Origin of the sequence: Streptomyces sp. NBC_00536 (assembly GCF_036346295.1) — a bacterium.
Taxonomy (GTDB): domain Bacteria; phylum Actinomycetota; class Actinomycetes; order Streptomycetales; family Streptomycetaceae; genus Streptomyces.
The window spans coordinates 3,326,434-3,340,757 of the sequence record NZ_CP107819.1 but is presented as its reverse complement, the minus strand read 5'-3'; the positions used below and the strand labels follow the sequence as shown (position 1 = coordinate 3,340,757).

12 protein-coding genes and 1 tRNA gene are annotated in these 14,324 nt (G+C 71.1%); 7 read left to right on the top strand and 6 right to left on the bottom strand.

Annotated features, from left to right (window positions below):
• Positions 1-32 precede the first annotated feature (32 nt).
• The 4 genes from OHS33_RS14480 (at position 33) to OHS33_RS14465 (ending at position 4,881) form a co-directional block, all read left to right on the top strand.
• Entirely contained in the window at positions 33-584 is a 552-nt protein-coding gene (locus OHS33_RS14480) for a DUF501 domain-containing protein (RefSeq protein ID WP_330330809.1), read from the top strand.
• Positions 581-1,522: a Ppx/GppA phosphatase family protein gene (locus OHS33_RS14475; RefSeq protein ID WP_330330808.1), complete on the top strand. Its 942-nt coding sequence runs from the start codon at positions 581-583 to the stop codon at positions 1,520-1,522. Before OHS33_RS14480 ends, OHS33_RS14475 begins: the two co-directional genes overlap by 4 nt.
• 424 nt (positions 1,523-1,946) lie before the next feature.
• The gene (locus OHS33_RS14470) at positions 1,947-3,335 is read left to right on the top strand and encodes an NAD(P)/FAD-dependent oxidoreductase (RefSeq protein ID WP_330330807.1); all 1,389 of its coding nucleotides are present in this window, start codon (positions 1,947-1,949) and stop codon (positions 3,333-3,335) included.
• A gap of 151 nt (positions 3,336-3,486) precedes the next feature.
• Complete coding sequence (locus OHS33_RS14465) at positions 3,487-4,881, top strand: cyclopropane-fatty-acyl-phospholipid synthase family protein (protein WP_330330806.1); 1,395 nt, start codon at positions 3,487-3,489, stop codon at positions 4,879-4,881.
• 76 nt (positions 4,882-4,957) lie between these two features.
• Here the strand turns inward: OHS33_RS14465 and OHS33_RS14460 are convergent, their stop codons facing one another.
• The gene (locus OHS33_RS14460) at positions 4,958-7,513 is read right to left on the bottom strand and encodes an ABC transporter permease (RefSeq protein WP_330330805.1); all 2,556 of its coding nucleotides are present in this window, start codon (positions 7,511-7,513) and stop codon (positions 4,958-4,960) included.
• Positions 7,514-7,584: 71 nt separating this feature from the next.
• Positions 7,585-8,349 (bottom strand): ABC transporter ATP-binding protein, encoded by a 765-nt coding sequence (locus tag OHS33_RS14455; RefSeq protein ID WP_330335052.1) that lies wholly within the window; start codon positions 8,347-8,349, stop codon positions 7,585-7,587.
• Between the two features lie 466 nt (positions 8,350-8,815).
• On the opposite strand from OHS33_RS14455, the gene OHS33_RS14450 reads away from it, so the two are divergent.
• Together OHS33_RS14450 and OHS33_RS14445 are read left to right on the top strand one after the other, a co-directional pair.
• A tRNA-Leu gene (locus OHS33_RS14450) sits at positions 8,816-8,897 on the top strand.
• A 151-nt stretch (positions 8,898-9,048) separates the two neighbouring features.
• Entirely contained in the window at positions 9,049-9,894 is an 846-nt protein-coding gene (locus OHS33_RS14445) for a Bax inhibitor-1/YccA family protein (RefSeq protein WP_330330804.1), read from the top strand.
• A 115-nt stretch (positions 9,895-10,009) separates the two neighbouring features.
• On the opposite strand, the gene OHS33_RS14440 is transcribed toward OHS33_RS14445, so the two are convergent.
• Positions 10,010-10,240, bottom strand: a complete 231-nt coding sequence (locus OHS33_RS14440; protein WP_330330803.1) for a DUF4287 domain-containing protein — start codon at positions 10,238-10,240, stop codon at positions 10,010-10,012.
• A 101-nt stretch (positions 10,241-10,341) separates the two neighbouring features.
• Between OHS33_RS14440 and OHS33_RS14435 the strand changes: the two genes are divergently transcribed.
• Positions 10,342-10,671 (top strand): hypothetical protein, encoded by a 330-nt coding sequence (locus tag OHS33_RS14435; protein WP_330330802.1) that lies wholly within the window; start codon positions 10,342-10,344, stop codon positions 10,669-10,671.
• On the opposite strand, the gene OHS33_RS14430 is transcribed toward OHS33_RS14435, so the two are convergent.
• The 3 genes from OHS33_RS14430 to OHS33_RS14420 form a co-directional block, all read right to left on the bottom strand.
• A complete protein-coding gene (locus OHS33_RS14430; protein WP_330335051.1) occupies positions 10,655-11,473 on the bottom strand; it encodes a hypothetical protein in 819 nt (272 codons plus the stop codon). The genes OHS33_RS14435 and OHS33_RS14430 overlap by 17 nt on opposite strands.
• 303 nt (positions 11,474-11,776) lie before the next feature.
• Complete coding sequence (locus tag OHS33_RS14425; protein ID WP_330330801.1) at positions 11,777-12,994, bottom strand: acetyl-CoA C-acetyltransferase; 1,218 nt, start codon at positions 12,992-12,994, stop codon at positions 11,777-11,779.
• Between the two features lie 239 nt (positions 12,995-13,233).
• Positions 13,234-14,280, bottom strand: coding sequence for an SGNH/GDSL hydrolase family protein (locus OHS33_RS14420; protein WP_330330800.1), 1,047 nt, complete (start codon positions 14,278-14,280; stop codon positions 13,234-13,236).
• Positions 14,281-14,324 lie beyond the last annotated feature (44 nt).

The window sequence follows — 14,324 nt, the reverse complement described above, 5'->3', positions numbered from 1 at the left end:
CTGACTGACTGACTGAAAGACGCATCCCAGGCATGCAGACGCCCCCGCCCCAGACCGCACGGACCGAGCCGACGGACGCGGACATCGCCGCGTTCGAGCAGCAGCTCGGCCGCCCGCCGCGCGGACTGCGCGCCATCGCGCACCGCTGTCCCTGCGGGCAGCCCGACGTGGTCGAGACCGCCCCGCGGCTGCCCGACGGCACGCCGTTCCCCACGCTGTACTACTTGACCTGCCCGCGTGCCGCCGGTGCCATCGGCACGCTGGAGGCCAACGGCGTCATGAAGGAGATGCAGGCCCGGCTCGCCACGGACCCGGAGCTGGCCGCCGCCTACCGGGCCGCGCACGAGGACTACATCACCCGGCGCGACGCGATCGAGGTCCTGGAGGGCTTCCCGAGCGCGGGCGGCATGCCCGACCGGGTGAAGTGCCTGCACGTGCTGGTGGGCCACTCGCTGGCCGCCGGACCGGGCGTGAACCCCTTCGGCGACGAGGCCCTCGCGATGCTCCCCGAGTGGTGGGCCAAGGGCGCCTGCGTCACCCCGTGCGCGGAGAAGACCGAGCAGCAGCCGCAGGACGCCTCGTGACCCGGGTCGCGGGCATCGACTGCGGTACGAACTCCATCCGCCTGCTGGTCGCCGACTGCACCCCGGAGACCGGCGAGCTGATCGAGCTGGACCGGCGGATGACCATCGTCCGGCTCGGCCAGGGCGTGGACAAGACCGGCCGGCTGGCCCCGGAGGCCCTGGAGCGCACCTTCGCGGCCTGCCGCGAGTACGCCGCCGTGATCAAGGAGCTGGGCGCCGAGCGGATCCGTTTCGTGGCCACCTCGGCCTCGCGCGACGCGGAGAACCGGGACGACTTCGTCCGCGGCGTCCTGGACATCCTGGGCGTGGAGCCCGAGGTGATCAGCGGCGACCAGGAGGCGGAGTTCTCCTTCACCGGCGCCACCAAGGAGCTGACGGGCCGCGACGACCTCGCGAAGCCGTACCTCGTGGTGGACATCGGCGGCGGCTCCACCGAGTTCGTGGTCGGCGAGGAGCACGTGCGCGCCGCCCGCTCGGTCGATGTGGGCTGCGTCCGGATGACCGAGCGCCACCTGGTCGTCGACGGGGTCGTCACCGACCCGCCGACCAAGGAGCAGGTGGCCGCCATACGGGCCGACATCGAGGCCGCGCTGGACCTGGCGGCCGAGACGGTGCCGCTGGCCGAGGCGCGGACCCTGGTGGGCCTGGCGGGCTCGGTGACCACGGTCGCGGGCATCGCGCTGGGCCTTGCGGAGTACGACTCGCAGGCGATCCACCACAGCCGGATCCCGTACGAGCAGGTCCGGGAGATCAGCGAGCGGATGCTGACCCTGACGCACGCGGAGCGCGCGCGGATCGGCGTGATGCACCCGGGCCGGGTCGACGTCATCGGTGCGGGCGCCCTCGTCCTGCTCGCCATCATGGAGCGCACCGGCGCCCACGAGGTCGTCGTCTCGGAACACGACATCCTCGACGGGATCTGCTGGTCGGCGGCCTGAGGGGCCTCTTCGGGGAGCCTTCCGGGGGCCCTTGGGGGGCCCTTCGGGGGGTGTTCGGGGGGCGAAAGGCCCGTCGTCCACACGAAGTTCGTGAAGTTCTTCACAAGGAAAAGAAGGCCGACGGGCCGGGTGAAGGGCGTTTGGACAGGTTTTCGAGGCCGTCAGACCCGTTTCGTGGGGGTGTTCGTTTGAATCGTGGACGCTCCCACGCTCGGTCCGTAGGTATCCACGAGAGGCGTGGTCTACCCCGTCGATAGGCCTGAGGGCCAGTTCAGAGCGGGTGGACAACGTCTCCCGACACGCGGTGGTTCCCCCTTCGTGACATGACCTCCGTCACGTGGGCCGCGCAGTGTAACAGAGGGGTCTGAGCACCTTGTGAAGGGGCTCACGAGCGTCCCCCCTGTGGGTGCTGGATACTCGTTCCATGAGCACCACGGAGCGTCCCAGGATCCTCGTTGTAGGCGGTGGGTACGTAGGTCTGTATGCAGCCAAGCGCATTCTGAAGAAGATGCGCTACGGCGAGGCGACCGTCACGGTCGTCGACCCGCGCTCGTACATGACCTACCAGCCCTTCCTCCCCGAAGTGGCCGCAGGCAGCATCTCGCCTCGGCACGTCGTCGTCCCGCTGCGACGCGTGCTGCCCAAGGCAGAGGTTCTCACCGGCCGGGTCACCAGCATCGACCAGGACCGCAAGGTCGCCGTCGTCACGCCGCTCGTGGGCGAGGCGTACGAGCTGCCTTTCGACTACCTGGTGATCGCGCTCGGCGCCGTTTCCCGCACCTTCCCGATCCCCGGCCTGGCCGAACAGGGCATCGGCATGAAGGGTGTGGAAGAGGGCATCGGCCTGCGCAACCACGTCCTTGAACAGCTCGACAAGGCCGAGTCCACGACGGACGAGGACGTCCGCCGCAAGGCCCTCACCTTCGTCTTCGTCGGCGGCGGCTTCGCCGGCGCGGAGACCATAGGCGAGGTCGAGGACATGGCCCGCGACGCCGCGAAGTACTACTCCACGATCAAGCGCGAGGACATGCGCTTCATCCTGGTCGACGCGGCCGACAAGATCCTCCCCGAGGTCGGGCCCAAGCTCGGCACCTGGGGCAAGGAGCACCTCGAGTCGCGCGGCATCGAGATCTACCTGAACACGTCGATGGACTCCTGCGTCGACGGCCACGTGGTGCTGAAGAACGGCCTCGAGGTCGACTCCAACACCCTGGTGTGGACCGCGGGCGTCAAGCCCAACCCGGTGCTGGCCCGCTACGGCCTGCCGCTGGGCCCGCGCGGCCACGTCGACGCCGGCGCCGACCTCCAGGTCACCGGCACCGACTACATCTGGGCCGCGGGCGACAACGCCCAGGTCCCGGACATGGCGGCCCGCAAGGCCGGCGTCGAGAACGCCTGGTGCCCGCCGAACGCCCAGCACGCGCTGCGCCAGTCCAAGGTCCTCGCGGACAACGTCATCTCGGGCATGCGGGGCTTCCCGCAGGGCGAGTACGCGCACGCCAACAAGGGTGCGGTGGCGGGCCTCGGCCTCCACAAGGGCGTCGCGATGATCGTCATGGGCAAGATGAAGATCAAGCTCAAGGGCCGGCTCGCCTGGTACATGCACCGTGGCTACCACGGCATGGCCATGCCGACCTGGAACCGCAAGATCCGCGTCTTCGCGGACTGGACCCTCGCGATGTTCCTCAAGCGCGAGGTCGTCTCCCTCGGTGCGCTGGAGACCCCGCGCGAGGAGTTCTACGAGGCCGCCAAGCCGGCCCCGGCTCCGGCCGCCGTGACGGCTCCCGCCGCAGAGAAGGCCAAGGCCTCCTGACCCGGGCCTGACCGGAGCATCCCAGCACGACCCCGAAGGGGCCTCCCGCCATCCGTGGTGCGGGCAGGCCCCTTCGGCGTGTCCGCGCCCGCTTACCGCGCGTGCGCGGTGGGTAGAGGCAAGGGTCGGAGCCTTACTGGAGGTGTGCGCCATGACCGACGCCGCGCCGCGGCTGGCCGCTCTTGCCGAGACCCTGCTGGGTGCCCCGCTGCCCGTCAGGATCCGTGCCTGGGACGGCAGTGAGGCGGGCCCGCCCGCCGGTCCCGCCCTCGTGATCCACCACCGCCGCGCCCTGCGCCGGATGCTCTGGAAGCCCGGTGAAGTGGGCCTGGCCCGAGCCTGGGTGAGCGGGGACCTGACCGTCGAGGGCGATCTCTACGACCTGCTGGACCGGGTGTCGGGGCTGCTCTGGCAGCGCTCGCCCGACCCGGACGACGAGCCCGGCGCTCCGCCCGACGGACGGCCCCAGGGTCCGCCCGGCGCCCCGCCCGAGGGCTGGGCCGCCGGGGCACTGGCGGCAGCCGCCGGCGCGCTGGAGTTCGTACGCGATCCCGGCAGGCGGGCCGCGCTGCGCGAGCTGACCGCGCTCGCCGGGCCGCTGCCGCCGCCCGCGCCGCCCGGCGAGGAGGTCCCGCGGCGCGCCGGGCCCCGCCACACCAAGGTCCGCGACCGGCAGGCCATCAGCCACCACTACGACGTCGGCAACGACTTCTACGCCCTGGTGCTCGGCCCGTCCATGGTCTACTCCTGCGCCTACTGGAGCCCCGGGGGCGACCTGGAAGGCGCCCAGCGCGACAAGCTGGACCTGGTCTGCCGCAAGCTCGGGCTGCGCCCCGGCGACCGGCTGCTCGACGTGGGCTGCGGCTGGGGCTCGATGGTGCTGCACGCGGCCCGCGAGTACGGCGTGCGCGCCACCGGCATCACGCTCTCGCGCGAGCAGGCCGCCTTCGCCCGCAAACGGATCGCGGAGGAGGGCCTGACCGACCGGATCGAGATCCGGGTCCAGGACTACCGGGACGTGGTGGACGGACCGTACGACGCGATCTCCTCCATCGGGATGGCCGAACACGTCGGCTCCGCCCGCTACCGCCAGTACGCGGGCTCCCTGTACGCCCTGCTGCGCCCCGGCGGGCGGCTGCTGAACCACCAGATCGCGCGCCGCCCCGAAGCCGACGCGGCGCGCGAGGCGGCGTACCGGATCGACCCGTTCATCGACGCCTACGTCTTCCCCGACGGGGAGCTGTCCCCGGTCGGCACCACCGTCGGCGAGCTGGAGCGGGCGGGCTTCGAGGTCCGCGACGTCGAGGCGCTGCGCGAGCACTACGCGCTGACCCTGCGGGCCTGGGTCACCCGGCTGGAGGAGCACTGGGAGGAGGCGGTCCGGCTCACCTCGCCCGGCCGGGCGAGGGTCTGGCTGCTGTACATGGCCGCCTCCGCGCTGGGCTTCGAGCAGAACCGGCTCGGGGTGAACCAGGTACTGGCGGTGCGCACGCCCGGGGACGGGGCCGCCGGGCTGGCGCCGCGCACCCGGGAGTGGCTGGGGTAGCGCCCGGGGGCACGCATGCCGAAGGCCCCGCGACCGGGTGGTCGCGGGGCCTTCGGCGGTCCCTGCCGGAGCCGGGCTACTCGGTCTTGATGGCGGTCAGCATGTTCAGCCGGGCCGCGCTGCGCGCGGGCCACATGGCGGCCAGTACGCCGACCACACCGGCGAGCAGGAGGAAGATGCCGATCCGGTCCCAGGGCAGGACCAGCGCGTAGCCGGGGACGGTGTCGCTGAGGGTCGAGCCGACCGCCCAGGCGAGGAAGACGCCGATGCCGACGCCGAGGAGCGCCCCGAAGAGCGAGATCACGACGGCCTCCAGGCGGATCATGTTCTTGACCCGGCCGCGGTCCAGGCCGATCGCCCGCAGCATGCCGATCTCCTGGGTCCGCTCGAAGACGGACATCGCGAGGGTGTTGACGACACCGAGCACCGAGATGATCAGCGCCATGCCGAGCAGGCCGTACATGATGTTCAGGGCGATGTTGATGATGCCGCCCAGTTCGTCGCGCATGTCCTGCTGGGTGGCGACGGTCATCGCCGGGTTCTTGCCGAGCGCGTCGACGACCGCCTGCTGGCCCGCGGTGGAGGCACCGGCGCTGGTGTTGACGTACACGTAGCGGACGTACAGCTCGTCGGCGTGGGCGCTCAGCAGCTTGGTGTCGGCGAGGTACGGGGAGACCAGCTCGTCGAGGCTCTTGAAGACCGCGCCGACCTTCAGCGGGCCCGTCTTGCCGTCGTCGAACTTCGCGTCGAGGGTGGAGCCGACCGAGAGCTGCTGCTTCGTGGCCTCCTTGTCGGAGACCGCGATCTCGCCCTTGCCCAGGCTGCTCAGCGAACCGCTGGTGACTTCGAGGTTCAGCAGGTCGCCGATGGTCGCCGGGTTGACGCCGGAGGTGGACCGGTAGTCGCCCTTGACCTGGAACGAGCCCTCCGAGACCGCGGAGACCTCCTTGACGCCCTGCGCCTTCGCCAGGGTCTCGGGCACCGACTTGTCCAGGCCGCCGCCGCGCACGCCCTCGGACATGGAGACCCGGTAGTCGGCCTTGATGTTGTCCGTGCTCAGCCGGTCGATGGCCTTGCCCATGGTGATGCCGAGCACCGACAGGGTGGTGACCAGCGTCAGGCCGATGGCCAGGGACGCGGCGGTGACGGCGGTGCGGCGCGGGTTGCGCACGGCGTTCTGCGCGGCCAGCTTGCCGGGCACCCCGAAGATCTTCTGGAGCGGCGGGCGGAGCGCGCCGATCACCGGCAGGGACAGCAGCGGGAGCAGCACGATCAGGCCGATGAGCAGGAAGAAAGCGCCCGCGGCGATGAGCATCCGGCCGTCGCTGCCGCCCGTCGACACACCGAGCAGGGTGCCGCCGACACCGAGGGCGCCGAGGATGCAGCCGATGACGTTGCGGACGACCAGGGACTTCGAGGAGGCCGGCAGGTGGGCGCTGCCCATCGCGGCGACCGGGGCGATCCGGCCGGTGCGCCAGGCGGGCAGCACCGCGGCGATCACGGTGACGACGACGCCGATGACCAGGGCCCAGACGATGGTGGCCGGGGAGATGACGAGGTCGCCGCCCGGCACCTTCGCACCGAAGGAGCTCATCGCGGAGCGCATGCCGACCGCCAGGCCGATGCCCGTGACCAGACCGATCGCGGCCGAGATGAGGCCGACGACCAGGGCCTCGCTGAGCACCGAGCGCATGACCTGGCCGCGGGCGGCGCCGACGGCGCGCAGCAGGGCCAGTTCCTTGGTGCGCTGGCTGACCAGCATGGTGAAGGTGTTGTAGATGAGGAAGACACCGACGAAGAGGGAGATGCCGGCGAAGGCCAGCAGCATGTTGCTCATGCCGCTCAGGCCCTGCTGGATGTCCTTGGCCTGCTGCGCGGCGAGCGCGGTGCCCGTCTGCGCCGTGGCGTTCTTGCCCAGCAGCGGCGTGAGGTCCGCGAGCAGCTTGTCGGGGGAGGTGCCGGCCTTCGCGGCGACGGTCAGCTCCTGGTAGAAGCCGGGCTTGAGGAACATCTCCTGCGCGACGGGGGTGGTGAACAGCACCAGGCTGCCGCCCGCCTTGACCGCGCCGTCCTCGGTGGTGAAGACACCGCTGAGGGTGTACTCCTTCACCGGGCCCTTGGTCGCCACCCGGACCTTGTCACCGACCTTGTAGTTGCCCGCGGCGGCGCTGTCCTTGTCGAGGGCGATCTGATCGGCCTTCACCGGGCCGGAGCCGTCGGTGAAGGTGGAGCGCGGGTCCTTGCCGTCCTTGCCGGGGGCGAAGTTGGAGCCCGCGTTCTGCCAGCCCTGGCCGATGAGCTTGCCGTTCTCGTCGCCGATGCCGGCGAAGCCGGTGACCCGGCCGGTGACCGAGGCGACGCCGGCGCTCTGGGCGACCTTGTCGAGGGTCGCCTGGCCGATGCCGGGGTCGCCCTCCCGCTGGCCGTTCTCGCCGCGGGTCTGGCCGTGGGAGGAGACCGAGACGGCGACGCCGTCGTAGCTCTTCGCGGACTGGCTGCTCAGGGACTTCTGGAGGGTGTCGGTGAAGACGAGGGTGCCGGAGACGAACGCGACGCCGAGGGTGACGGCGAGCACCGTCATCAACAGCCTGGCCTTGTGCGCGAGGACGTTGCGCAGGGCGGTACGGAACATGGGGTGTCAGTCCTGGTGCTGGAAGTCTGGGAGGTGGCTTCGGGAGGCCCCGCGGGGGGCCTGCGACCGGGTCAGCTCGTGCGGCCCTTGGCGTCGAAGGCCTTCATGCGGTCCAGCACGCCGTCGGCGCTGGGGCTGATCATCTCGTCCACGATCCGGCCGTCGGCGAGGAAGATGACGCGGTCCGCGTAGGAGGCGGCGACCGGGTCGTGGGTGACCATCACGACGGTCTGGCCCAGCTCGCGGACGGAGTTGCGCAGGAAGCCGAGGACCTCGGCGCCGGAGCGGGAGTCCAGGTTTCCGGTCGGCTCGTCACCGAAGATGATCTCGGGGCGGGAGGCCAGGGCGCGGGCCACGGCCACGCGCTGCTGCTGGCCGCCGGAGAGCTGGGTGGGGCGGTGGCCGAGGCGGTCGGCGAGGCCGACCATGCGGATGACCGTGTCGAGCCACTGCTTGTCGGGCTTGCGGCCCGCGATGTCCATGGGGAGGGTGATGTTCTCCAGGGCCGTCAGCGTCGGCAGCAGGTTGAACGCCTGGAAGATGAAGCCGATCTTGTCCCGGCGCAGCTGGGTGAGCTGCTTGTCCTTGAGGCTGCCCAGCTCGGTCTCGCCTATCCGCACCGAACCGCCGGAGAAGGTGTCCAGGCCCGCGACGCAGTGCATCAGCGTGGACTTGCCGGAACCGGAGGGGCCCATGATCGCCGTGAACTGGCCCTGGCCGAAGTCCACCGAGACGTTGTCGAGGGCGACCACCTGGGTCTCGCCCTGGCCGTACACCTTGGAGAGCTGCGTGGCGCGGGCGGCCACGGCCTGCGTGGTGTGCGGCGCGTAGTTCATGGTGGTCACGGGGGCTCCTCCGAGCGGCGATCTGACGGACTGGCGGGACGTTCTCCATCTTCTCCGCGCCCATGGGGCCCCGGGATCAGCCGCCGTGCCTGTTCGTGGGGCCACCGGAGGCTGACCACCGGACCTCCGGGGTCCTCCTCTGGTATGACAATGGCCCTGACCGATCGGTCGCCGGGGCGGTGACGCGGGCGGTGGCGGGGCGGTGACGGGGGTGGGGTGGTGCGGGGTGGCGTCCGCGGTGGCGAGGGGGGTGGCGCGGGCCGTCGAAATCCCGTCAATCCCACGGTGGGGGTGATCGTCCTCCGCAGGGCACCGACCGCGCGTTCTTGTGTCTGACGACCCCTCAAGCGCCAATAAAATCAGACAACATCGGAAAGAACGCCATCCGGTGGGCAGGGGGTTCCGGGTTACGCTCGCCACTGCGCTCAGGTGCTTCTCACGGGGGACCGCAGGCCCCGCCCGGATGGTGGAATGCAGACACGGCGAGCTTAAACCTCGCTGGCCTTAGGGCCGTGCCGGTTCAAGTCCGGCTCCGGGCACTTCCGGTCCTCCCCGTTTCTTGCCCGTTTCTTAACTCCTGCGCTTCGCCATGCCTTCTCCTAAGATCCTCCTTCAGCAGTAGGGTGATTTTTTTGCGAACGCATTACTCTTGACGCAATAGGCCGCGCACCGTGGCCACGGAGGAGTGAGATGAGGAGCAGTAACCCGGTCTTCTCGCGACGGGGGTTCAGCCGCGACAACGGCGGCTACGCGGGCTTTGACGCGCAGCAGGCCGGGACCGCGACCAACCCGTACGCGACGAACCCGTATGCGACCGACCCCCAGACCGGCATGCCCCAGGCGTCGGCCAACCGCAACGCGATGACCATCGACGACGTCGTGAGCCGTACGGCCATGACGCTCGGCACGGTCGTCGTGACGGCGGTCCTCGCCTGGATCGCCCTCCCGGTCGACCCGGCGAACGTGAACAAGTCGTACGGCATCGCCGTCGGGGCGGCGCTCATCGCGTTCGTCCTCGCGATGGTCCAGTCGTTCAAGCGCAAGCCGGTACCCGCGCTGATCCTGGCCTACGCGGCGTTCGAGGGCGTCTTCCTCGGCGTCATCAGCTCGGCCACGAGCACCTACATCAGCCCGGGCGTGGTCATCCAGGCCGTGCTCGGCACGATGTGCGTCTTCGCAGGCGTCCTGTTCGCGTACAAGATGCGCTGGATCCGCGTCACCCGCCGCTTCTACGGCTTCGTGATGGCCGCCGCGATGGGCTTCATGCTCCTCATGGTCGTCAACCTGCTGTTCTCGGTCTTCGGCGGCGGCGACGGCCTCGGCTTCCGGTCCGGCGGCCTCGGCATCCTCTTCGGTGTCATCGGCATCATCCTGGGCGCCTGCTTCCTCGCCCTCGACTTCAAGCAGGTCGAGGACGGCGTGCAGTACGGCGCTCCCCGCGAGGAGTCCTGGCTGGCGGCCTTCGGCCTCACCATGACCCTGGTGTGGATCTACCTGGAGCTGCTGCGCCTGCTGTCGATCCTCAAGGGCGACTAGCACCACGGGTGTGTACGGAAGGCCCCGCGAGCACGGCTCGCGGGGCCTTCCCGCATGTCGGGGGCCTGTGGGGGATCGGGGGCAGAAGTCGGGGACGGGGGTGCAGGGGGAGTGCTCAGCCGAACTTCCTGGCGGCCCTGCGCAGGTCGTACTCGTGGATGATCGCCTTGGCCTGGCCGTACGACAGCTCGTGCGCGCCGAGCAGCCAGCTGACCTTCTCCTCGAACCGGATGAGGGAGGGGCCCTCGTCGACGGTGCGGAGCCAGTCGGAAAGATCACGACCGGTGGTCTGGGGGATTCTGGAGATCATGTTCCGGTGGGTGGGCTCGGAGAACTCTACGGACATGGGCGCCTCCGGAGGTATCGCCGTGCTGTTCTCTTCACGTCACCGTGCCTGACCGTTCGCCCGTTGGCAATGGTGCCGGGACGGCGCGTAAGGTCGGCCGGGTGCTTGATACGTCGCCCTTGACCGCCGTCGTGGAACGTTTCGCCGACCGGCTCCGCTCCGCTCCGCAGAGCCGCCTCCAGCGCGGCGCCGCCGCCGAGGGCCTGGCCCTCGCCCGCGAGCTGTCCGTACGGGCGCAGCGCCTGGAAGGCCTCACCGGCGGGGCCGCGCCGCACGAGATGCCCGACGACGGGATCTTCGTCGTCGGCGACCAGCTGGCCGTGGCCGGCCTGGACCTGGCCGAAGCCCTGCGCACAGCGAAGGCCCCGTCCGAGGTGCTGGACGAGGCCGTACGACTGGTGGAGCAGGCGGAAGTCAGAGCGATGCGATGACCCGGTCGGCCAGGATGTAGACGTTGTCGTCGGGGTCCCCGGCATCACCGCAGGAGAAGGTCAGCGCGTAGGCGCCGGAGATGCCCGAGCCGCCCAGCAGGACCGGCGCGGTGCCCGAGCGCAGCGCCTCGGCCAGGCGCTCCGCGGTCTCCCGGTGGCCCGGGGTCATGCACAGCGTGGTGCCGTCGGTGAAGACGTACACGTCGAGGGTGCCCAGCGGGCCGGGGCGGACGTCGGCCAGTGCCGTACGGGCCTCCGCCAGCTCTTCCAGCCGGTTGACGGTGCGCTCGTGGTCGGCGCCCGGCGCGGAGGCCTGGACCGGCACGAAGTCGGGGTGCGAGGGGTGGCGGCGGCGGGCCGCGGCCAGCTCGGCGGAGTCCTCGGGGTAGGCGTAGTCGTCGGCCTCGTCGCCCAGGACGGGCTCCAGGCCCACCAGGTCCGCCTGCCGGGGCAGGAAGACGGGGCTCTCGTCGCCGACCTCACCGAGCCCGGGCAGACCGCCCAGCAGCGACGGGGCGTCGGCGGCGTCACGGGCCTCCTGCGCGGCCCAGAAGGCACGCGCCTCGGCCAGCTCGCGCTCGCGCTCCTCGGCGAGGGCCTCGGCCACGGCGGCCCGTATCTCCGAGGCCGGAGACACGACGGCGCTGCGGGCGTGCGGCACGGTCATGGCACGGGGGTGCGCCGGAACCGCCAGCTCGGCGCGCAGGGCCGTGACCTGCTTGCGCAGGCCGTGGACTGCGTGCAGCGCGGCGGCGCCCACGGCCGTGGCAGCGGCCGTGGTCAGCAGCAGGGCAAGAGACATGGCGCTCACTGACTAACTCCTGATGTATTCGATCCCCCGACTTCCTACATCAGCATGTCCTCCCCTGGGAATGGGGTGCAGTGCATTACGTCATGAATTGGACAGGTCTTTCGTCCCGGACCCTGTGGTCGGATGTGCTCTGACCTGCGGAAATGCCGAACCCCCAGGACATAGGTCACATCCTGGGGGAGATTCGGTCACAGGTCGGCCGCGACGGGATTAGATCCGGTGTCAGTACGACGTAAGGATCTGCGGGTTTTCCTTGGGGCGTCTGGGCCCCGAGGAGAGTGATCTAGCTGTAGGTCAGCTCAGGCGCTCGATGACCATGGCCATGCCCTGGCCGCCGCCCACGCACATCGTCTCCAGGCCGAACTGCTTGTCGTGGAACTGGAGGCTGTTGATCAGGGTGCCGGTGATCCGCGCACCGGTCATCCCGAACGGGTGACCGACGGCGATGGCTCCGCCGTTGACGTTCAGCTTGTCCAGGTCCACGCCGAGGTCGCGGTAGGACGGGATCACCTGGGCCGCGAAGGCCTCGTTGATCTCGACGAGGTCGATGTCGTCGATGGTCAGACCGGCGCGCCGCAGGGCCTGCTTCGACGCCTCGACCGGGCCGAGGCCCATGATCTCGGGGGAGAGGCCGGTGACGCCGGTGGAGACGATCCGGGCCAGCGGGGTCAGGCCCAGCTCCCGCGCCTTGGTGTCGCTCATGATGACCAGCGCGGCCGCGCCGTCGTTCAGCGGGCAGCAGTTGCCGGCCGTGACCAGGCCGTCGGGGCGGAAGACGGGCTTGAGGCCCTGCACGCCCTCCAGGGTGACCCCGGCGCGCGGGCCGTCGTCCGCGCTGACCACGGTGCCGTCCGGCGTCGTCACCGGGGTGATCTCGCGCTCCCAGAAGCCGTTCTTGATGGCGGCCTCGGCGAGGTTCTGCGAACGGACGCCGAACTCGTCCATGTCCTGGCGGGTCACGCCCTTGAGGCGGGCCAGGTTCTCGGCCGTCTGCCCCATCGCGATGTACGCGTCCGGGATCAGGCCGTCCTCGCGCGGGTCGTGCCAGGACGCGCCCTCACTCGCGGCGACCTCGGCCGTACGGGCCTCGGCGTCGGCGAAGAGCGGGTTGTGGGTCTCGCGGATGTCCGAGGAGCCGTGGATGGACCGGGAGACCATCTCCACGCCCGCCGAGATGAAGACGTCGCCCTCGCCCGCCTTGATGGCGTGCAGGGCCATGCGGGAGGTCTGGAGGGAGGAGGAGCAGTAACGGGTGAGGGTGAGGCCCGGCAGGTGGTCCATGCCCATCTGCACGGCGACGATCCGGCCCAGGTTGCTGCCCTGCTCGCCGCCCGGGAGACCACAGCCGAGCATCAGGTCGTCGATGTCGCGCGGGTCCAGCTCCGGGACCTTCGCGAGGGCGGCCTGGATGATCGTCGCGGTCAGGTCGTCCGGGCGGAGGTCCTTGAGGGAGCCCTTGAAGGCCCGGCCGATGGGAGAGCGGGCGGTGGAAACGATGACGGCTTCGGGCATCGGGACTCCAAGGGGTGGGTTGCGGTTGTGCCGGGACCGCAAGTGAAGTTACCGGCCCGTACCGTCGAGGTCACCGACCTTGCCATGTGACGAGCACCGCACCGGGGCGGAATTTCAGCCCCGCCGGCGTTTGAGGCGCCCCCGGAGGGCAGTCAGGCCCGCAGGCACGCTTCGAGGCCGGGGTACGGGAGCCGGGTGCGGCTCGGTCGGGCCTCCGGCGGGTCCTCAAACTCCCCCAGCTACCGCTGGGAGGGGCCCCCTGACGGGCTTGAGGGGGCGCCCGGGGCCGCCCGGTCGACGTCCGGCTGCGAGGCGGCCTCCGGCAGCCGCCGGCGCCGCCGGTGCTTGAGCAGGGCCCAGGGCGCGCGGGCGGCCGTGACCTCGGTGCCCGCCTGGTTCGCGGCGGCCGAGGCCGCCTTGGCCACCGGGAGCATGTCCTCGTCGCGGGAGACGTCGAGGCGGTCGGATTCGGGCCAGAGCGAGAGCGTCGCGCACAGGGTCGGCAGCACGGCCATCGCGGCGGTCGCGTACCCCTCGGCGGACGGGTGGTAGGAGTCCGGGCCGAACATCTCGCGCGGATTCGCGGCGAACTCCGGGCCCAGCAGGTCCCCCATCGAGACCGTACGGCCGCCCTGGGCCACCACCCCGATGGTCTGCGCGGCGGCCAGCTGCCGGGACACCCGGCGGGCCACCCAGCGCAGCGGCTGGTACACCGGCTCGATCGTGCCCAGGTCGGGACAGGTGCCCACCACGACCTCGGTCCCCGCCAGCCGCAGCCGCTTCACCGCGGCCGTCAGCAGCCGCACCGACTGGGTCGGCGGCATCCTGCGGGTCACGTCATTGGCCCCGATCATCACGACGGCCACATCGGGGGCCTTCTCGCCGTGGTCCAGCAGCAGCGACACCTGCCGGTCGAGGTCGTCCGACATGGCCCCCGACAGCGCCACGTTCCGCAGCCGCACCGGGCGCTCCGCCACCGCGGCCAGCCCCGAGGCCAGCAGCGCCGCCGGGGTCTGCCGGGCCCGCCGCACGCCGAGCCCCGCCGCCGTGGAATCGCCGAGCATGGCGAGGCGCAGCGGGCCGGGACTCAGCTCAGGGCCGCCGAACTCGCTCCCGTACAGCCCGTCCGCGCGCGGCGGATCCGGCAGGCCGACGCCCACGGTCCGCTTCGCCAGCTGGACCTCCGCCACGACCAGCCCGACAGCGGCGGCCCCGAGCAGACCGAGCCCGCCGCCGCCGTACGCCGCGCCCGCCGCGATCCGGCGGGCCGTTCTCGCCCTCGACACTTCAGGTCACCCTCCTTGCCTCTGCTGGCTTACCTGCCCCGTAG